The following is an 18,784-nucleotide window of genomic DNA, read 5'->3' as shown; positions in this document are numbered from 1 at the left end:
GGGAGCGGGCCGCCGAGGAGCGGGCGGAGCGGCTGCGGGACGCGCTGGACCTGCTGGCCGAGCACCCGGTCGTCGACGGGCACAACGACCTGCCGTGGGCGCTGCGCGAGAAGGCCGGGTACGACCTGGACCGCCTCGACATCGCCGCCGACCAGACCGGGCGCCTCCACACCGACCTGCCCCGACTCCGCGCGGGCGGGGTCGGCGCCCAGTTCTGGTCGGTGTACGTACGCAGCGACATGGCCGGCGACGACGCGGTCAGCGCGACGCTGGAGCAGATCGACTGCGTGGACAGGCTGCTGGCCCGCCACCCGGCGGAGCTGGCGGAGGCGCTGACCGCCGACGCCATGGAGGCCGCGCGGGCCGCGGGCCGTATCGCGTCGCTCAAGGGCGCCGAGGGCGGCCACTCCATCAACAACTCGCTCGCGACCCTGCGCGCCCTGTACACGCTGGGTGTGCGCTACATGACGCTCACGCACAACGACAACATCGCGTGGGCGGACTCGGCGACGGACGAGCCCGGCGTCGGCGGCCTGTCGGCGTTCGGCCGCGAGGTGGTCCGGGAGATGAACCGCCTGGGCATGCTGGTCGACCTCTCGCATGTCGCGGCGACGACGATGCGGGACGCCCTGGACACCACCGAAGCCCCGGTGATCTTCTCGCACTCCTCCTCGCGGGCGGTCTGCGACCATCCGCGCAACATCCCCGACGACGTCCTGGAGCGGCTGCCCGCCAACGGCGGCGTGGCCATGGCCACGTTCGTACCGAAGTTCATCCTGCCCGCGGCCGTGGAGTGGACGGCGCGGGCGGACGAGAACCTGCGGAAGCACGGCTTCCACCACCTGGACACCTCGCCGGAGGCCATGCGCCTCCACGCGGAGTTCGAGGCGGCACACCCCCGCCCCGTCGCCACGGCCGCGACGGTCGCGGACCACCTGGACCACATGCGCGCGGTGGCCGGCGTCGACCACATCGGCATCGGCGGCGACTTCGACGGCACGGCGTTCACCCCGCACGGCCTGGACGACGTGGCGGGCTACCCGAACCTGATCGCGGAGCTGCTGGGCCGCGGCTGGTCGCGCGCCGACGTGGCCAAGCTGACGTGGGAGAACGCGGTACGGGTGCTCCGCGACGCGGAGGCCGTCGCACGGGACGCGGCGGCCCGGCGCGGCCCGTCGACGGCGACGCTCGTGTCCCTCGACGGCTGAGGTCAGCCGCGGCAGAGACAGAACGGGTGCCCGGCCGGGTCGGCGTACACGCGCCACGAGCGGGTGCGGTCGTCGGCCTCCAGCTTCCTCGCGCCCAGCGCGAGCGCCCGTTCCTCGGCCGCGTCCATGTCCTCGACCATCAGGTCCAGGTGGAACTGCTGCGACCGGTCGGCACGCGGCCACTCCGGTGGCACGTACCCGGGCGCGGCCTGGAAGGCGAGCGGCGTGCCCGCGAACCCGGTCACATCGACCCACGTGGGGTCGTCGGCCTTCACCTCGCCGCCCAGGAGCTCGGCGTAGAAGGCGGCGAGGGCGAGCGGGTCCGGGCAGTCGATGACGACGGGCCCGAGGGTGGCGATGGCCATGACGACTCCTCGTACGAAGACAGCGAGCGTGGCCCGTTACCGGTATTTCTCGCCAACCGGTAACGGAGTTACCCCATACTCCACCCCGAGAGGTAACGTCGCAAGCATGAATGACCGAGCGCCCGCGCCCGGGGACCTCGCGCTGGTCGAGGCCCTGGTGAACTCGCTGGACATCGAGACGGGCGCGGACTCCCTCGACACGGAGGAGGGCCGCGCCGCCTTCGCGCTGGCCGAGGCCGACGTCCCGGCGGCCCGCGACCTGCGCGAGGCCCTGCGCGCGGCCTGCCTGGCCCACGCCGGCCACCCGCCGCACCGCCCCACGCGCCCGCTGGACGTGCTGCTGTCGGCCGCGCCCCTGGTGGTCACCGTCGATCCCGCCGACGGCGCCGCACACCTCCGCCCGGCGGGCCCGCCCACGCTCACGTCCCGGATCGCGGCCGCCATCGCCGCGGCGGCGGCCGACGGCACCTGGCCGCGCCTCAAGGCGTGCGAGGCACCCGACTGCCACTGGGCGTACTACGACCGCAGCCCGGCGGGCCGCAGCCGCTGGTGCTCCATGGCGCTCTGCGGCTCGCGCGCCAAGATGCGCGCGTACCGGGCCCGTAAGGCCTGACCCGCCGATACGGGGCGGCTACGCGCGCGGGCGGCCCATCGCGCGGAACGTCCAGCCCGCGTCGCGCCAGCGCATCGGGTCGAGCGCGTTGCGGCCGTCCAGGATGATCCGGGCGTTCACGACCTCGCCGAGCTCCGCCGGGTCGAGGCCGTCCCGGAACTCGCGCCACTCCGTGAGGTGCAGCACCACATCGGCGCCGCGTGCCGCCTCAAGCGCGCTGTCCGCGTACGCGAGGGTCGGGAAGAGCTTGCGGGCGTTGTCCATGCCCTTCGGGTCGTACACGGTGACCTGCCCGCCCTGCAGGTGGATCTGGCCCGCCACGTTCAGCGCCGGCGAGTCCCGTACGTCGTCCGAGTCGGGCTTGAACGCGGCGCCGAGCACGGCGACCCGCTTGCCCAGGAACGTACCGTCGCCCAGCGCCTCCCGCGCCATGCCGACCATCTGGCCGCGGCGGCGCATGTTGATGGAGTCGATCTCCCGGAGGAACGTCAGCGCCTGATCGGCGCCCAGCTCACCGGCCCGCGCCATGAAGGCACGAATGTCCTTCGGAAGACACCCACCCCCGAAGCCGATCCCGGCCCGCAGGAACTTCGCGCCGATCCGCTCGTCGTGGCCGATGGCCTCCGCGAGCTTCGCGACGTCGCCGCCCGCGGCCTCGCAGACCTCCGCCATGGCGTTGATGAAGGAGATCTTCGTGGCGAGGAAGGAGTTGGCGGAGGTCTTCACCAGCTCCGCCGTCGGGAAGTCGGTCACGACGAACGGCGAACCCTGCCCGACCGGCACCTCGTACACCTCGCGCAGGATCTTCTCGGCGCGCTCGCTCTCCACGCCGACCACGATCCGGTCCGGGTGCAGGGTGTCCTGCACGGCGAAGCCCTCGCGCAGGAACTCGGGGTTCCAGGCCAGCTCCACCTCCCCGCCCGCCGGGGCGCGCTCCGCCAGCAGCCGCGCCAGCCGCTCGGCGCTGCCGACCGGCACGGTCGACTTGCCGACCACCAGCGCGGGCTTCTTCAGGTGCGGCGCCAGCGACCCGAAGGCGGCGTCCACGAAGCTCATGTCGCAGCCGTACTCGCCGTGCTTCTGCGGTGTGTTGACACAGACGAAATGGACATCACCGAAGTCGCCGACCTCCTCCCAGGAGGTCGTGAAGCGCAGCCGCCCGGTCGAGCCCTCGCGCCCCGCGACATGCTTGAGCAGCAGTTCCTCGAGCCCCGGCTCGTACATCGGGACGCGGCCCTGGGCCAGCATCTCGATCTTCTCCGGTACGACGTCGAGCCCCAGCACATCGAAGCCGAGCTCCGCCATGGCCGCCGCGTGCGTGGCGCCGAGGTAGCCGGTGCCGATCACCGTGATCTTCAGGGCCATGGGTGTGCTGCTCCAGGTGTGGACGGGCGGGTGCGCGACGCCGAGCATATCCGGGGGCGGGCGGGGGCATCGTTCGAGCTGTCACGAAGCTCACGTATGCCTGATCAGCCGGTGCCCACTAAAATTCGAGTTACTTAACGGTAGTTAGCAGCAGCTCAGGGGAGTGAGAGACAGATGGCGGGAACGCCTGAATTCGATCTGTACCGCCCGTCCGAGGAGCACGACATGCTCCGGGACACCGTCCGCTCGCTCGCCGAGGCCAAGATCGCGCCCTACGCCGCCGCCGTCGACGAGGAGGCCCGCTTCCCGCAGGAGGCCCTGGACGCGCTCGTCTCCTCCGACCTGCACGCCGTGCACGTACCCGAGACCTACGGCGGCGCGGGCGCCGACGCGCTCGCGACGGTCATCGTCATCGAGGAGGTGGCGCGCGTCTGCGCGTCCTCCTCCCTGATCCCGGCGGTGAACAAGCTGGGCTCGCTCCCGGTGATCCTCTCGGGCTCCGAGGACCTGAAGAAGAAGTACCTGGGCCCGCTCGCCAAGGGCGACGCGATGTTCTCGTACTGCCTCTCCGAGCCGGACGCCGGCTCGGACGCCGCCGGCATGAAGACCCGTGCGGTCCGCGACGGCGACCACTACATCCTCAACGGCGTGAAGCGCTGGATCACCAACGCGGGCGTGTCCGAGTACTACACGGTCATGGCGGTGACGGACCCCGAGAAGCGCAGCAAGGGCATCAGCGCCTTCGTCGTCGAGAAGAGCGACGAGGGCGTCTCCTTCGGCGCCCCCGAGAAGAAGCTCGGCATCAAGGGCTCCCCGACCCGCGAGGTCTACCTCGACAACGTCCGCATCCCCGCCGACCGCATGATCGGCGCGGAGGGCACCGGCTTCGCCACCGCCATGAAGACCCTGGACCACACCCGCATCACCATCGCGGCCCAGGCCCTCGGCATCGCGCAGGGCGCCCTCGACTACGCCAAGGGCTACGTCCAGGAGCGCAAGCAGTTCGGCAAGCCGATCGGCGACTTCCAGGGCGTGCAGTTCATGCTCGCGGACATGGCCATGAAGATCGAGGCCGCCCGCCAGCTGACGTACGCGGCCGCCGCCAAGTCGGAGCGCGGCGACAGCGACCTCACGTTCCAGGGCGCGGCCGCCAAGTGCTTCGCGTCCGACGTCGCCATGGAGGTCACCACGGACGCCGTCCAGCTCCTCGGCGGCTACGGCTACACGCGCGACTACCCGGTGGAGCGCATGATGCGCGACGCCAAGATCACCCAGATCTACGAGGGCACGAACCAGGTCCAGCGCATCGTGATGGCCCGCAACCTGCCCTGACGCCACACGGCAACACCTGACGAAGAGGCACGAAGAGGCACCTCCTGGGGGGGTGCCTCTTCCCGTGTCCCGGGGTCGGTTAGGCTGCGCTGCCGCCGGAACTCAGCCGTCGGCATCCGGCCATGGCAGGGCGAGGAACATGAACGCGGACCGTACGATCTCGAAGCTGCTCCGGCAGATCGCCACCCAGGACGTCGTGGAGATCACGGACAGCGCCACCGCGACCGGCCGCGTCGCCGCCCAGGTGTACTTCGTCGAGCAGTACGGCTTCGCGTACGGCGAGGCCCAGCGGCACGGTCACAACAAGCAGCTCCTGACCGCGTTCCTGTACCGCGACCCCAGCCCCGAGGCCCGCGCCCGCGAGGCCGCCGCCATCGCGGCGCACCCGCGGGCCGGCAACGGCGGAGCCGCCCCCGGGCTGCGGCCCGGCACACTCAAGCCGCTCCCGGAGGCGGAGGCGGCCGTCGCCCTGGCCAAGGACCGGATCGCCTTCGACGTCATGGCGCAGGCCGCCGGGCCGCGGCAGAAGGCCATGGCCTGGGCCATGCTCGGCGTCGCCGTGGCCGCCATCCTGATCACCGGGAAGTACCTCGTGGCCCTCGGCACCGGCGTCGTACTCGGCGGCCTCCTCATGGGCTTCTTCACGCTGGGCGAGGCCCGCCGCCGGAAGCTCGCGCAGCGCCTCACGGCGGCCGGGTTCGTCGCCGTACGGGACGAGCACGGCGTCCAGCGCTTCCTGGCCCCCGGGCAGCAGCTCCCGGGCCACGCGAACCCGTTCGCCGGCTGACCCGCCGCCGAGGCACCGCCGTCGCGGCCGGGGCCGCTCACCGTTCGGCTTCCACCAGCTCCTTGAACTGCTGAAGGTCGTCCCGTACGAGCCGCTCGATGGCGGTCGCCTGCGCGAAGCCCTTCGGGCCGCCGAACGCGTCCCTGACCTTGCCCGGCTCGTACGTGACGCGTGCCTGCACCCGCGTGTGCCCCTGGTCGATGGGCAGCAGCGAGAAGGTTCCCGACAGATCGGGACCGCCCGTGGTGCGCCACGCCATCACGTGCTCATCCCCGCGGTCGGTGATCTCGGCCTCGAATTCCTGGGCCCGGCCGCCCGCGTCGACGTCCAGGTGCGCCCGGTCGCCGCTCTCCGCACGCGCCCCGCGCACGCCTTGCAGGAAGCTCGGATACTCCTCCACGCGGTGGAGACAGTCCCAGGCCGCATCGATCGGGGCATTGATGTCGATCTGTTCTTCCAGCGTGCTCATCGTCCGCCTCCCATCGTGGTTCAGGGTCGAGCGCGGCCCTGCCTCCAGTGTCGCCCCGTCAGCGGTCCGACGTCACCGTGACCTTCTCGTCGTTCTGGATCTGCTGCACCAGCTGCCGCACCTTCGCCTTGTCCCAGACCAGGTTCCCGCCGCGGCTGCCCGAGATGGGCATGTTCATCGACGTGCCGTCGCCGCTGTTGACGCCCTTCATCGCGAAGAACATCTCGCCCAGGTCGAACAGCGACATGTCCTTGTCGACGATCAGCGTGTCCAGGCCCGCGCCCAGCGTCGGGTACAGCTTGAACGGGTTGAGGATCGTGCCCGGTGTCGCCGCCTGGTTCGCCAGCGCCGCCAGGAACTTCTGCTGGTTCTTCGTACGCGCCAGGTCCGACTCGGCGAACGCGTACCGCGTGCGGACGAACGCCAGCGCCTGCTCGCCGTCCAGGGTCTGCTTGCCGGCCTGGAAGTCGGCGCCGGACTTCTTGTCCTTGAAGCCCTTCTCGATGTTCATCTCGACGCCGCCGAGCGCGTCGACGATGTTCGCGAAGCCCGCGAAGCCGATCTCCGCGTAGTGGTCGATGCGCAGCCCGGTGTTGTGCTCCACCGTGCGGACCAGCAGCTCGGGCCCGTCCTCCGCGTACGCCGCGTTCAGCTTCACGCGCCGGCCCGTGCCCTTGAACGTCTTGCCGGACTCCGAGCCCACGAACGTCGGTATCTCCACGTCCGAGTCGCGCGGCAGTGAGATCATCGTGTTGCCGCTGCCGCACGCCGCGAGAATCATCATCGAGTCCGTGCGCTTGCCGTCGGCGGAGCCGGTGTGCAGCCGCTTCTTGTCCTCGGACGTCATGCCCTCACGGCTGTCGGAGCCGACGATCAGATACGTCGTGCAGTCGCCTTCCGCCGGACGGTCGATGACCTTGGCGAGATCCACCTCGCGGCGCATCTTGCCGTCGGCCCAGAAGTACGTACCGACCGTGGTGGCCAGGACGACCACCGCCAGCGTGATGGAGCCGACCTTGATACGGCGGCCCCAGTTCGGCGCGGGGCGCGCGCCCGGGCTCTGCGACGGCATGGGCGGCGCCCCGCCGGGGCCGCGGCCGCCGGGGCCGCCGGGGCCGTACCCGCCCGGGTTGTTGCCGCCGCCCCTGGGACTGCCGTACACCTGGCCTGTGTTGTAGCCGCTGTCATAGGCGTTCGCGTACCCGTCCGGCGACCGCGGCGACCGCGGCGGCTGCTGCGGCTGCGGGGGCACCCCCTGGCGGGGGACCGATCCGGGCCGCACATGGCGCATCACGCGGTGCCCCTCGGGCTGGGCGTCGGCGCTGCCGCGGCCATGACGCGCGTTGCGGTCGTCGGACCATCCTTCAGGCCAGTCATTCATGGCGAACAGTGTGACGCCCGGCCCCGTGCCCCTTACAGGGCGGGTGGGGAATCGGGGCGGCGCTGTAGCGAAGCTGATGCAATGAGGCGTGGTGAGGGCGCGGTCGAGGCGCCGGCCGGGGCGCGGCCGGGGCGCGGTCGGGTCTGTCCGACTCCGGGCATATGGTGGAGGGCATGACAGATCAGGCCATGCTCGAGGGCAAGCCCACCTCGGCGTCCCGCACCACTCTCAGCCACATCATGACCGGCAGCGACACCAACCTCCTCGGCACGGTGCACGGCGGCGTGATCATGAAGCTGGTGGACGACGCGGCGGGCGCGGTCGCCGGCCGCCACTCCGGCGGGCCCGCGGTCACCGCCTCCATGGACGAGATGGTCTTCCTGGAGCCGGTCAGAGTCGGCGACCTGGTCCATGTGAAAGCCCAGGTCAACTGGACCGGCCGGTCCTCCATGGAGGTCGGCGTACGGGTGCTCGCCGAGCGCTGGAACGAGTCGACGCCCGCCACCCAGGTCGGCTCCGCGTACCTGGTGTTCGCCGCGGTCGACGCCGACGGCAAGCCGCGCCCCGTACCGCCGGTCATCCCGGAGAGCGAGCGCGACAAGCGCCGCTACCAGGAGGCGCAGATCCGCCGCACCCACCGCCTGGCCCGCCGCCGCGCCATCAAGGAGCTGCGCGAGCGCCGCGCCGCCGAGGGCATCGGCGACTGACGCCACACCCGGCTCGGAGCCTCAGGGCAGTGCCTCAGGGGCAGGCCACCTGGTCGCCCGTCACGGCCGTGTAGCCCGTGGACGGCGCGGCCGCCGGGAGCGGGGTCTCGGGTCGTACGGGCGTCACGGCCTTGAAGTCGGCGCCCGCCGTGACCTTCATGAGCGGGCCCTGGCTCGCCACCTCGCGCAGGACCGCGCCCGGCAGGGCCGCCGCCAGGGTCTTCGCCGAGCGGTCCCAGCGCGGGTCGTAGAGGATGACCGTCCGTGTCACGTCGCGCCGGTCCGCGTTGGACGGGATGCCCGAGGTGCGGAAGCCCGTCGCCTTGAGCGCCGCGTCCACACGGGCGCCCAGCCCGGCCACCCGCGTCCCGTTGTAGACCTGCACCCGGACCTGCCGCGGCGGTACGTCGACGAGCTTGGCGCGCGGGGACGGCGCGGCCGCAGCGGACGGCGAGGACGGTGCGCCCGGCGCGCCCGACGCGGGCGCACCCGACGCGCCTTGCGCGGACGGGCTCGGCTTCCGGGTGGCCGCCGCCAGCGGGCGGTCCTCGCGGATCGCGTCGAACAGCTTCTTCGACGCGGCCGGGTCCCACTTCACCGTCGACCCGATGCCCTTCACCGGCACCCCGACCGCCCCGACCGGCACGGACGTGAACTCCGACGACGCCGTCGTGAACCCGCGCATCGCCTTCGCCAGCGACAGCATCTCCTCCGTCCCGAACCCCTCGCTGGCCCGCACCGAGCCCGCCGCCGCGTTCAGGACCTGCCGGAACCGCACCGGGTTCAGCAGCACCCCGCCGCTGGTCACCCGGTCGATGAGCGCCGCCACGAACCGCTGCTGCCGCTGCATCCGCCCCAGGTCCGACGCCCCGTCGACATGCCGCGACCGCACGTACTGCAGCGCCCGCCCTCCCCCCAGAGTGTGCGTGCCCGCCGGCAGGTCGAGGCCGCTGTACGGGTCCTTCATGGGCCGGGCCGTGCACACCTCCACGCCGCCGACCGCGTCCACGGTCCGCATGAAGGACGTGAAGTCGACCTCCAGGTAGTGGTCGATCTTCACGCCCGTCATCTTCTCCACGGTCCGGACCGTGAGCCCCGGCCCGCCCTCCGCGTACGCGGCGTTCAGCTTCACCGGGTGCGGGCCGTGCCGCTCGCCGGTCGTCGCGTCCGTGTGCTCGGGCAGCTCCGCGTACGAGTCACGCGGCAGCGACACGAGGCTGGCCCGCCGCCGGTCCTCCGACAGGTGCACCAGCATGATCGTGTCGGTGCAGTTGCAGGGCGCGCCGCCCAGCCGGTAGCGCGCCCGCTCCGCGTCCGTGACCTTGTCGCGGCCGTCGGTGCCGACGAGGAGGAGATTCGTGCCGTGGCCGCTCTTGGGGCGGTTGCTCATGTCCTTGAACGCGTCGACCCGGCCGATGCCCGTGTCCAGGGTGCTCACCACCGCGTGCCCGATCCCGCCCGCCCCCAGCACCAGGACCGAAAGGGTCGTCGCCATGCGCATGCCCCACCGGCTCCCGGGCCGCCTCTCCGACCGCCTCCCGGGCCGTGGCCGTGGCCGTGGCCCGGGCCTGCGCGGGACCGCCGGACCGTGGCCGGGCACGGGGCGCCCGGCACGTCCCGTACCCGCCTGCCGTCTCGTACCCGCGCCGGGCTGCCGTGGCTGCGGGGCGGGGCGGCGGCGGGGCGGCGTGGGCACGGGGGGACACCTCCGCGGGCGAACGGGCGAACCTGAGCACGGTAGGCCCATACGATCAGCGCCCGCCCGCACCCGCCGGGCGGCGCGCACCGGTGTCCCCCGTTCGCGGTAACGTGGCGGCCGATACCGCCCCCGTACACCCCCGTACACCCGAGGAACCATGCCCCTGCCCCCGGTCTCCGTGATCATGCCGGTCCTCAACGAGGAGCGGCATCTGCGCAACTCGGTCCGTCACATCCTCGACCAGGAGTACGACGGTGAGATGGAGGTGGTCATCGCGCTCGGCCCCTCCACGGACCGTACCGACGAGATCGCCGCCGAGCTGGTACGCGAGGACGCGCGCGTCCACACCGTGCCGAACCCCACCGGCCGCACGCCCGCCGCGCTCAACGCCGCGATCAAGGCGTCCCGCCACCCCGTCGTGGTGCGCGTCGACGGGCACGGCATGCTCTCGCCGAACTACATCGCCACGGCCGTCCGCCTCCTGGAGGAGACGGGCGCGCAGAACGTCGGCGGCATCATGCACGCCGAGGGCGAGAACGCCTGGGAGCAGGCCGTCGCGGCCGCCATGACCTCGAAGATCGGCGTGGGCAACGCCGCCTTCCACACCGGCGGCGACGCCGGCCCCGCCGAGACCGTCTACCTGGGCGTGTTCCGGCGGGAGGCCCTCGAACAACAGGGCGGCTACAACGAGGAGTTCATCCGCGCCCAGGACTGGGAGCTGAACTTCCGCATCCGCGAGGCCGGCGGACTGATCTGGTTCTCGCCCGAACTGCGCGTCCAGTACCGGCCCCGCCCGAGCGTGCGCGCGCTGGCGAAGCAGTACAAGGACTACGGCCGCTGGCGCCACGTCGTCGCCCGCTACCACCAGGGCTCCATCAACCTCCGCTACCTGGCACCGCCTGCCGCCGTCTGCGCCATCGCGGCCGGTCTCGTCGTGGGCGCCACGCTCACGCCGCTGGGCTTCGCCGTCCCGGGCGGCTACCTCGCGGCGATCACCCTCGGGTCGCTCCCGGCGGGCAAGGGCCTGCCGCTGAAGGCCCGGCTGCAGATCCCGGTGGCGCTCGCCACCATGCACATGTCGTGGGGCTTCGGCTTCCTGACGAGCCCGCGCTCCCTGGCGAGGAAGGTCATCGCCAGCCGCCGCCCGGCCGTGGTGGCCGCGAAGAGCTGAGACCCGTACACGACCCGTACACCCCCGCACCCGTACGTACGAGGGGGCCCACCGCACGCGCGCGGTGGGCCCCCTCGTCATCTCCTGCCCGGACGGGTCAGCTCTTCCCGTCCCAGCGGTACGGCTCGTACACGTCCATGCAGTCCTTGTCGTCCGCGCCGTTGTGGACCTCGGCGTCCTCCGGAAGGTCGCCCGCCTTCGGCGCCTCCTGCTTCGGATACGTGTCGCCCTCGCGCCAGTCGGCGCCGATCGTGAGCGTCATCCCGTCCGCCCCGGCGACCGCCCGCACCGCGCCGTTCGGCAGGCCCAGGGACTTCGCCACGGACAGGGCGTCCGCCTTGCCCTGCTCACCGGCCGACTTGGGGTAGGCGAGGACCGTCTCCTTGGCGGGCGCCGTGCTCTGCGACGCGACGGCCCGCGTGAAGCCCTTGCCCCGCAGGACCTCCGCGATCCCGCCGGCGCGGCCCCGCACGGCGTACGAGCCGTCGGCACCGGTGCCGTTGACGACCGTGACGGCGAGCGTGCCGGGCGCGGCGGCGGCCGGGCCGGCCGGCCTGGCGGCGGGGGACGGGTTCTTGTTCTTGGCCGCGTCCTCCGGCTCTCCGTTCTTGTCGAACGGGATGTCCTCGCGGAGCATCTTCCAGATCTGCGCCGCCGAACTCTCCACCGCGACCAGGTGCGCCTTGTTCCGCGAGTCCTCGACCGTGGGCAGCGTCGTCATGGTGATGCGGTTGGTGGGGACGTCCTTCAGCTCCATCGCCAGATCGAAGAGCTTCTTGACCGAGGCGACCTCCTCCGAGACCTGGAGGGCCTTGGTGCCCGCCTCGGCGAGGTCCATGATGCGCCCGGTGTCCGTGAACGCGTTCTGCTCCTTGAGCTGACGGATCATCGAGTTCATGTACATGTGCTGGGCCTTGGCGCGGCCCTGGTCGTTGTAGAACGCGTGCCGGGTGCGCAGCCACTGGAGGGCCTGCTCGCCCTTCACATAGCTGTCGCCGGGCGGCAGCTTCAGCCCGGAGCCGCCCTTGACCTGCCGGGTCGGCTTGTCGTGGACGCCCTGCTTCACACAGACCTTCACACCGCCGACCGCGTCGGCCATCTTCACGACACCGGCGAAGTCGACCATCATCCAGTGGTCGATGTAGACACCGCTCAGCGTCTCCCAGGTGGTGAGCGTGCAGCCGGGGCCGCCGCGCTGCAGGGACTCCGTGATGATGCGGTTGGTCGCCGGGTACGTCTCGCCGGTCTCCGGGTCCTTGCACTCCGGGATGTCGACGCGGGTGTCACGCGGAATGCTCACCACCGCGGCGCTCTTGCGGTCCGCCGACACGTGCAGCAGCATCTGCACATCGGCGCGCGGCTTGTCGCCGACGGTGTCCTTGGCGCCGCCGAGCGCGAGGTTCTCCTTGGAGTTCCGGCCGTCGGCGCCGATCAGCAGGATGTTCAGCGGGGTGTGGCCCGCCGCGTTCGGCTTGGCCTTCTCCACACCGCTGTCGCCGCCGTTGCGGCCGCCGCTGCGGAGGTTGCCGTTGAGGTGCTCGATGTAGAGGTAGCCGGCGGCCGCCGTACCGAGTATCAGCAGCGACAGGACGGACGCGACCCAGCGGAACACGCGCCGCTTGCCGCTCTTCGCCCGCCGCCGCGGCCCGCCCGCTCGCCGTCTGCCGCCCGAGCGGCCACGGCCCCGGCCGCCGGAATTGCCGCCGTCACGGCCGCCGGAGCCGTCGCCGTCACGGCCCGGGCCTGGGCCCGGTACGACCGGACGGTCGTCGGCGCCGCTGCGGTCCGGGCGGTCGGCGATATCGGTGCCGACCCCTCCGCCCGTACCGTCCAGGCCGTCGAGTCCGTCGTCCCAGCCCTGTTCATGGGGCTGCCGGGCGTGCGGAACGCTCTCCCGCGTTCCCTCCCCACGCACGCTGCTGTGTCCCACCCACGTCTCCCCTGTCCATCGGAACACTCAGGTACGCGTCACTTGGCGCACACCTGCTTGTCCGCCTCCACCTTCTGCACACCCTCCGGCGCCTTCGCCGGACCGGTGATGGGGACGCCCGCGGCGGTGAAGTCCTTGCCGAGGGTGAGCGTCATCGGCTCCCGCTCCCCGGCGTCCGCCGTCCCCTGTTTCAGCGCCGCCGCCGGAAGGCCCATCATGTCGGCCAGCTTGCGGGCCTGATCGGCCTGGTTCGGCGCGAACTCCAGCGTCGTCTTCGGGATGTCCTCCGGGGCGTTGGCCTTGTTCGTCGACTTCAGCACACCCATGTCGTTCTGCAGCCAGTTGATCGTCGACTGGGCCCCGCCGCGCACCCCGCTGCCGTTGTACACGTCGACGCGCACTGCGGACGCCTCCGCGCGCGGGCCCTTGAGCAGCGCGGCCTGGGCGTTCTTCGCCGCGTTCTTGGCGTCCTGCTCCTTCTGCTGCACCTCGGTGAGCGAGATGTCGTTCTGGATCATCGAGAAGAGAGGCTTCGCCCTGGCCTCGTCCACGACCACGGTCGCCTTGATCCGCTCGGCCGGGTTGTCCAGGACGGGAAGCGTGGCGAAGGTGACGTTCTTGGGGTCGACCTTGGCGATCTCCAGGGCGAGGTCCTTGAGCTTGTTGACGCTTCCTATGCCCGTGTCGACGGTGAGCGCCTTGGTCGCCGCGTCCGCGAGGTCGAGCAGCTTGGACGGGCTGGTGAGCGTGTCGCTCGACTTCATCTGGCGGATCATCGAGCCCATGAACTGCTGCTGCGTCTGGATGCGCGACAGATCGCTCTTGTTGCCGAACGCCTGACGGGTCCGGACGAACGCGAGCGCCTGCTCTCCCTCGATGACGCTCTTGCCGGCGGGCAGCTTCAGCCCGGACTTCTCGTCGTCGACGGGCTGTTCGACGCACACCTCGACGCCGCCGACCGCGGTCGACAGCGTCTTCACGGCGTTGAAGTCGACCATCATGAAGTGGTCGACGGTGACGCCGGTGAGCTCCTTGACCGTACGCATGGTGCAGCCGGGGTCGCGTTCCAACTGGCCGAGGCTGAGGTTGAACCGCACGCCCGACTGGCCGGGGATCACCTTCGTACTGCCGTCGGGCTGCCTGGTCTCGCAGTCCGGGATGTCGGTGATCAGGTCGCGCGGGATGGACAGGGCGGTGGCGTTCGTCCGGTCCTTCGAGACGTGGAAGAGGACCGTGGTGTCGGCGTGGCCGGGGCTGTTCTTGTCGCCGTAGCCGGAGTTGCCGTCGCCGGTGCGCTTGTCGGTGCCGATGACCAGGATGTTGATGGCCTGGTCCTTCTTGAAGCCGCCCGTGCCCGCGCCGGCGACGTCGACGGTGTTGAGGTTCCCGTCGAGGCGCTCGTAGAGGTAGTAGGCGCCGCCGGCGACGCCGACCAGGACGAAGGCGGTGATCCCGCCCGTCCACAGGAGGACCTTCTTCTTACGGGACGCCTTCGGCTTGGCCTTGCGGCGCCCGGCGGAACCGTGGGCACCGCGCCGGCCCCCGCCTCCACCGCCGGTGCCGCCTCCGCCACCGGTGGCTCCGCCGTCGGCGGGTTCGGCGGCCCGGCGCCTGCGCTGGCCCGGGACCTCGGGGGTGCGGCGGCGCGTTCCGGCGGACGCCTCGGCCGCTGCGGCGCGGGAGGTCCGGCCGGGGGGCGCCGGGGCGGTGGCTCTCGGGGCGCTGGTTCTCGGGGCGGTGGTGGAGCGCAGACCGGAGGCGGACGGATGCTCAGCGGATTGATCCAGTCGCAGTTCGTAGTTGCCGGTCTGCGGGTTCAGTACCCACTGGTCGGCGGGGTCGATGTCCTCCGCCCGTCCACGGCTGTGCGCGTCCACGGTTGCTTGAGTCCTCCGTCGGTGCCACGCGAGGCGCCTCCCCCGCCAGGCGCTCGGTTCCTCGATGCCCGGTGCGCGACCTGTGTGGTCGTCGTGGTCGTCGCACCGGATCGCGTCACACTATCCGCCCAGTTCAACGCCGGGCGACGCCCGTGACAAATTCCACGTACCTTACAACCGGGCAATCCGCCCAATCCGCATACACCGGCATCGCTGTCACGCTGTTTCCTCACATCTCCGTCGTCGGATCGCTACGTGCACGTGCTCGCCGCCGCGTTGGTGCCGGTGAAGGTCGGGGTGGCGGAGGGGGGCTCGCTCGGGCCCGGGCTCGCACCAGGCGTGTCGGTCCCGTTTCCGGTGCCTCCGTCGGCCTCCGCCGCGTCCGCGGGCACCACGGCGACGGGGGCGTCGACGCGCAGCCGCTTGAACAGCCGGTCGGCGGCGGGCTGTACGAGTTCGTCCCGGTTCGGGTCGGCATGGTACGGCCGGCGCGGCACCGTGAGGAACTGCACCTTCTCGGCGGGGACGCTGCGGAGACTGCGGGCCAGGTCGTACAGGTCCTTCAGCGAGTCCAGACCGGGGTCGGTCGTGACCGAGCGGGTGGCGGCGTCGAGGACCGGGTACAGCTTCGCCGGGTTGAGCAGGACGCCGTTGCTCTGCACCTTGTTGACCAGCGCGGCCAGGAACTGCTGCTGGCGGTTCATGCGTTCGGTGTCGCTGCCGTCGCCGAGCGACTTGCGGGCCCGTACGTAGCCGAGCGCCTGCTCGCCGCGGAGGGTCTGTGGGCCCGCGTCCAGCTTGAGGTGCGCGTCGGGGTCGTCGATCGGCTCCTTCACACAGACCCGTACGCCGCCGACCGCGTCCACCATGTCCTTGAAGCCCCGGAAGTCGATCACCATGTGGTGGTCCACGCGGATCCCGGTGAGCTTCTCGACGGTACGGATGGTGCAGGCGGTCCCGCCGATCTCGAACGCCCAGTTGAACTGGGCGAAGCGGGGCGCGGTGCGTCGCTTTCCGTTTCCGCTCCCGCCGGAGGCCAGGCACTCGGGGATGTCCACCATCAGGTCCCGGGGGAGGGACACGGCGGTGACACTGTTCCCGCGCGCGGAGATGTGCAGCAGGATCGTGGTGTCCGACCGCTGGGTCCCCTCGTCCTGGCCGTACGCGGCGTTGCCGTCGCCGGCCCGGGTGTCGGACCCGATGAGCAGCACGTTCCTGCCGCCGCGCGGGACCGGGGCGGGGCGGTCCTTCTCGTACCGCTTGAGCTCGGCGACGGCGGCGGTGTCGGTGGTGATGTTCCCGTCGAGCTTCCGGTACACCCACCACCCGGCCCCGGCGGCCACCATCACCAGCACCGCAGACCCGAGCGCCACCCAAAGCAACCACGCCCGCCGCCGCTTGGCCCCGGGCGCGGGCACGGGCACGGGCACGGGCACGGGCACGGCGGAGGAACGGTCCTGCGGGGCAGGGGGCGCGGGCGCGGTCGGCTCGGCCGACTCGGCGTCGGTGCGGGTGGCGGGTGCGGTTTCCGCGTGCTCCTCGGACGTGGGGGCGGCGTCGGTGTGTTCGGCGGGCGACAGGGGCGAGTCGGGCGTCGGGTCGCCGGGCTTGTCGGGCTTGTCGGGCTTGTCGGGCGGGGCCGGGTCGCCGGGCTTGTCGGGCGGGGCCGGGTCGCCGGGCTTGTCGGGCGGGGCCAGGGTGCCGGGCTTGTCGGGCGGGGCCGGGGCGGCTTCGTCGGGCCCCGTGGATGCTTCGGTGTCCGGGCCGGGCGCGGCGGTGGGGGGCGTGGCCTTCGGTTCCCCGTCCGTCGCCGCCGGGGGTTCCTGGGGCTGACCGGGGGCTGCTTTCCGTGCCGGGGCCGGGGCCTGAGGCTTCCCGGGGTCGCCCTTGCGGGGCTTCCTGGGCTTGCGCTGAGGGGAGGCGGCGGCGTCGGGGGCCGTGTGCGGTGCCGGGCCGGGGGGTGTGGCGTCGCGGTCCGGGCCCGGGTCCTCGGGGGCGCCGGAAGTGTCCGTCACGTCAGACTCCGTCCTTCATGGCGTTCGGCGGCACCCAGGGCGGCCGCAGCGCGGTGACGCGCTGTTAGACGGCCGAGCCCGGCGCATGGTTGTGTGCACGGTGGTACGCACCGCCGATCATCCACCGGCGAGCACCCCGGAACGGGGTGGACTCGGCACGCCGTCCGCCGGACGGGTGGACCTCGTGCGGCCTCCGTGACCGCCCCCGAACGCGCGCCGCCCGCGCCGCCCGCAGTGTCGGGGCCGCCCGCGCCGCCCGCAACGCCCCGCAGCGCCCCGCAGCGCCCCGGGGTACCCGCGGCACCCGGCGCGCCTCGGCCCACGCCCCGTCACTCGACGCGGTCGGTGACCCGCTCGCTCTCCACCCGCTGCTCCAGCGCCTCCGGCGACAGCCGGTCCAGGTGCCGGCACAGTACGACGGACGCCCCCGCCGCCAACGGCGCGTACAGCCCCGCCGACACGCCCTCCCACGTGTCCCACGCCAGCCCGGTCAGCACCCGCGACCCGGGCTTGAGCCCCCGCAGCGCCGCGTCGGCCCGTGCCCGCTCCACGAGTTCGGAGCCCGTCAGCTCCGTACCGCCGCGCACGGCGAGCGCCGGCGCGTCCGCGTCGACCGGGACGTACGGCGCGAACCGGTCGCCCTGGCCCGGCACCTCGACCGCGTAGTCCTGGTAACCGGGCGGCGGCGCCGGGAAGCGGCGCCCGAGCGGGGCCAGCGACAGCGCGAGGCGGCTGCCGGAGCAGGCCCGCCCGTCCTCCAGCCGGTCCGGTCCTGCCACCACGTGGTCCGCGGCCGCCGGGTCACCGTCCAGGTCGGCCACGACTCCCACCGACGCGCAGGCCAGCAGCCACACCGCCGTCTGCCAGTGCACGGGCAGCAGCAGCGCGACCCGCTCGCCGGGCTCCGCGGAGAGCTCGTCCTGGAGCAGGTTCGCCGTCTTCGCCACCCAGTTGGCGAAGGTGGCCACCGAGAGTTCGACGCGTTCACCGGTGGCGTCGTCGTAGAAGGTGACCAAGGGGCGGGCCGGGTCCGCGGCGAGCGCGGATCGCAGCAGGTCGGCAGGGGTGCGGTCGCTGGCGTTCACGCGCGCAAGGGTACGCGGACGCGCCGGGCGGACGAGGGCCGAACCGGTGAAGCGTTACTCCGTACGGCCGGACGCGCCGTCAGAGACACGAGAAGCGCGGTACGTACCGAATGCCGACCATCGGGCTATGCGTACCTCACTCGTCTCCTCGATCGGCGTAGCGGCCGCGGCCGCGCTCGTCCTCCCGCTGTCCCTGTCCGCCGTGTCCGCGTCGCCGTCCGCCGATGGCGCGTCGTCGGAGTCGGCCTCGGAGTCGGCGTCGGCGTCGGAGTCGGCGCCCGGTTCCACCCAGTCCCTGCCGCTGGTGTCCCTGCGTACGGAGCGGGGCGCCGGGGGTGCCGAAACCCGAGGCCTGCCGCGGCGGGACGTCGAACCCTTCTCGTTGGTGGGCGTGGTGTGGGACGACCCGCGGGCCGCGCTGCACGGCACCGTCCAGGTCCGTACGCGCTCCGCGGCGACCGGCGAGTGGTCCGCGTGGCAGGACCTGGAGACCCACTCGGACCAGCACGGCGCCGACCCGGGCACGGGGGAGGCCGCGGCCGCCGCGGTACGGGGCGGCACGGCGCCGCTGTGGGTGGGGGACGCGGACGGTGTCGAGGTACGCGTACGGGCGGAACGGCCCGAGGGCGCGGAACGCTCGGCCCCGGTCCCGGAGCTGCCGCGCGGCCTCCGCGTCGACCTGATCGCCCCGGGCACGGAGCCGGCCAGGGGCGGTGAACCGTCCACGTCCCGGGCCTCGTCCCCCGCATCCGCGGCGGTACCCGTGTCGGTGCCCGCGCT

The 18,784-nt window shown here is 72.5% G+C and carries 15 protein-coding genes and 1 pseudogene; 7 read left to right on the top strand and 9 right to left on the bottom strand.

The window, feature by feature from the left end:
* Positions 1-32: 32 nt before the first annotated feature.
* Positions 33-1,208: a dipeptidase gene (locus HTZ82_RS05485; protein WP_175408133.1), complete on the top strand. Its 1,176-nt coding sequence runs from the start codon at positions 33-35 to the stop codon at positions 1,206-1,208.
* Between the two features lie 2 nt (positions 1,209-1,210).
* Here HTZ82_RS05485 and HTZ82_RS05480 read toward each other — a convergent pair whose 3' ends face one another.
* Positions 1,211-1,573 (bottom strand): VOC family protein, encoded by a 363-nt coding sequence (locus HTZ82_RS05480; protein ID WP_175408131.1) that lies wholly within the window; start codon positions 1,571-1,573, stop codon positions 1,211-1,213.
* A 106-nt stretch (positions 1,574-1,679) separates the two neighbouring features.
* Between HTZ82_RS05480 and HTZ82_RS05475 the strand changes: the two genes are divergently transcribed.
* Entirely contained in the window at positions 1,680-2,186 is a 507-nt protein-coding gene (locus tag HTZ82_RS05475) for a CGNR zinc finger domain-containing protein (protein WP_175408130.1), read from the top strand.
* A gap of 18 nt (positions 2,187-2,204) precedes the next feature.
* Here the strand turns inward: HTZ82_RS05475 and HTZ82_RS05470 are convergent, their stop codons facing one another.
* Positions 2,205-3,551: a UDP-glucose/GDP-mannose dehydrogenase family protein gene (locus HTZ82_RS05470; RefSeq protein ID WP_175408129.1), complete on the bottom strand. Its 1,347-nt coding sequence runs from the start codon at positions 3,549-3,551 to the stop codon at positions 2,205-2,207.
* Between the two features lie 174 nt (positions 3,552-3,725).
* Between HTZ82_RS05470 and HTZ82_RS05465 the strand changes: the two genes are divergently transcribed.
* Positions 3,726-4,883, top strand: a complete 1,158-nt coding sequence (locus tag HTZ82_RS05465) for an acyl-CoA dehydrogenase (RefSeq protein ID WP_175408128.1) — start codon at positions 3,726-3,728, stop codon at positions 4,881-4,883.
* A 139-nt stretch (positions 4,884-5,022) separates the two neighbouring features.
* The gene (locus tag HTZ82_RS05460) at positions 5,023-5,670 is read left to right on the top strand and encodes a hypothetical protein (protein WP_175408127.1); all 648 of its coding nucleotides are present in this window, start codon (positions 5,023-5,025) and stop codon (positions 5,668-5,670) included.
* 37 nt (positions 5,671-5,707) lie between these two features.
* On the opposite strand, the gene HTZ82_RS05455 is transcribed toward HTZ82_RS05460, so the two are convergent.
* Positions 5,708-6,139, bottom strand: coding sequence for an SRPBCC family protein (locus HTZ82_RS05455; protein WP_175408126.1), 432 nt, complete (start codon positions 6,137-6,139; stop codon positions 5,708-5,710).
* Positions 6,140-6,197: 58 nt separating this feature from the next.
* Positions 6,198-7,520, bottom strand: a complete 1,323-nt coding sequence (locus HTZ82_RS05450; RefSeq protein WP_175408125.1) for an LCP family protein — start codon at positions 7,518-7,520, stop codon at positions 6,198-6,200.
* Positions 7,521-7,693: 173 nt separating this feature from the next.
* Here HTZ82_RS05450 and HTZ82_RS05445 point away from each other — a divergent pair, with 173 nt between their 5' ends.
* Positions 7,694-8,227, top strand: coding sequence for an acyl-CoA thioesterase (locus tag HTZ82_RS05445; protein ID WP_175408124.1), 534 nt, complete (start codon positions 7,694-7,696; stop codon positions 8,225-8,227).
* A 34-nt stretch (positions 8,228-8,261) separates the two neighbouring features.
* Here HTZ82_RS05445 and HTZ82_RS05440 read toward each other — a convergent pair whose 3' ends face one another.
* Positions 8,262-9,728 (bottom strand): LCP family protein, encoded by a 1,467-nt coding sequence (locus HTZ82_RS05440; protein ID WP_175408123.1) that lies wholly within the window; start codon positions 9,726-9,728, stop codon positions 8,262-8,264.
* Positions 9,729-10,083: 355 nt separating this feature from the next.
* Here HTZ82_RS05440 and HTZ82_RS05435 point away from each other — a divergent pair, with 355 nt between their 5' ends.
* Positions 10,084-11,097, top strand: a complete 1,014-nt coding sequence (locus tag HTZ82_RS05435; protein WP_175408122.1) for a glycosyltransferase family 2 protein — start codon at positions 10,084-10,086, stop codon at positions 11,095-11,097.
* 97 nt (positions 11,098-11,194) lie between these two features.
* On the opposite strand, the gene HTZ82_RS05430 is transcribed toward HTZ82_RS05435, so the two are convergent.
* From HTZ82_RS05430 to HTZ82_RS05415, 4 genes are all read right to left on the bottom strand, one after another.
* Positions 11,195-13,027, bottom strand: coding sequence for an LCP family protein (locus tag HTZ82_RS05430; protein ID WP_175408121.1), 1,833 nt, complete (start codon positions 13,025-13,027; stop codon positions 11,195-11,197).
* A gap of 38 nt (positions 13,028-13,065) precedes the next feature.
* Positions 13,066-14,904, bottom strand: a complete 1,839-nt coding sequence (locus HTZ82_RS05425; RefSeq protein WP_175408120.1) for an LCP family protein — start codon at positions 14,902-14,904, stop codon at positions 13,066-13,068.
* Positions 14,905-15,155: 251 nt separating this feature from the next.
* A complete protein-coding gene (locus HTZ82_RS05420; RefSeq protein ID WP_309235317.1) occupies positions 15,156-16,919 on the bottom strand; it encodes an LCP family protein in 1,764 nt (587 codons plus the stop codon).
* 329 nt (positions 16,920-17,248) lie between these two features.
* On the bottom strand, positions 17,249-18,004 hold the full coding sequence (locus HTZ82_RS05415; protein WP_175408119.1) for a TIGR03089 family protein: 756 nt from the start codon (positions 18,002-18,004) through the stop codon (positions 17,249-17,251).
* 127 nt (positions 18,005-18,131) lie between these two features.
* Here HTZ82_RS05415 and HTZ82_RS05410 point away from each other — a divergent pair.
* Positions 18,132-18,784: pseudogene (locus HTZ82_RS05410) on the top strand (N-acetylmuramoyl-L-alanine amidase); the annotation flags it as partial.

The sequence above is a fragment of the Streptomyces sp. TRM64462 genome (genome assembly GCF_013362995.1).
In the GTDB taxonomy this organism is placed as follows: domain Bacteria; phylum Actinomycetota; class Actinomycetes; order Streptomycetales; family Streptomycetaceae; genus Streptomyces.
Note: the sequence above shows the minus strand (reverse complement) of the source record. Positions and strands in the feature narration are given on the sequence as shown.

Bases quoted from the DNA above. Each gene is read 5' to 3' on its own strand.
- HTZ82_RS05480 (WP_175408131.1), bottom strand. From the start codon at position 1,573: ATGGCCATCGCCACCCTCGGGCCCGTCGTCATCGACTGCCCGGACCCG.
- HTZ82_RS05475 (WP_175408130.1), top strand. From the start codon at position 1,680: ATGAATGACCGAGCGCCCGCGCCCGGGGACCTCGCGCTGGTCGAGGCC.
- HTZ82_RS05470 (WP_175408129.1), bottom strand. From the start codon at position 3,551: ATGGCCCTGAAGATCACGGTGATCGGCACCGGCTACCTCGGCGCCACG.
- HTZ82_RS05465 (WP_175408128.1), top strand. From the start codon at position 3,726: ATGGCGGGAACGCCTGAATTCGATCTGTACCGCCCGTCCGAGGAGCAC.
- HTZ82_RS05460 (WP_175408127.1), top strand. From the start codon at position 5,023: ATGAACGCGGACCGTACGATCTCGAAGCTGCTCCGGCAGATCGCCACC.
- HTZ82_RS05455 (WP_175408126.1), bottom strand. From the start codon at position 6,139: ATGAGCACGCTGGAAGAACAGATCGACATCAATGCCCCGATCGATGCG.
- HTZ82_RS05450 (WP_175408125.1), bottom strand. From the start codon at position 7,520: ATGAATGACTGGCCTGAAGGATGGTCCGACGACCGCAACGCGCGTCAT.
- HTZ82_RS05445 (WP_175408124.1), top strand. From the start codon at position 7,694: ATGACAGATCAGGCCATGCTCGAGGGCAAGCCCACCTCGGCGTCCCGC.
- HTZ82_RS05440 (WP_175408123.1), bottom strand. From the start codon at position 9,728: ATGCGCATGGCGACGACCCTTTCGGTCCTGGTGCTGGGGGCGGGCGGG.
- HTZ82_RS05435 (WP_175408122.1), top strand. From the start codon at position 10,084: ATGCCCCTGCCCCCGGTCTCCGTGATCATGCCGGTCCTCAACGAGGAG.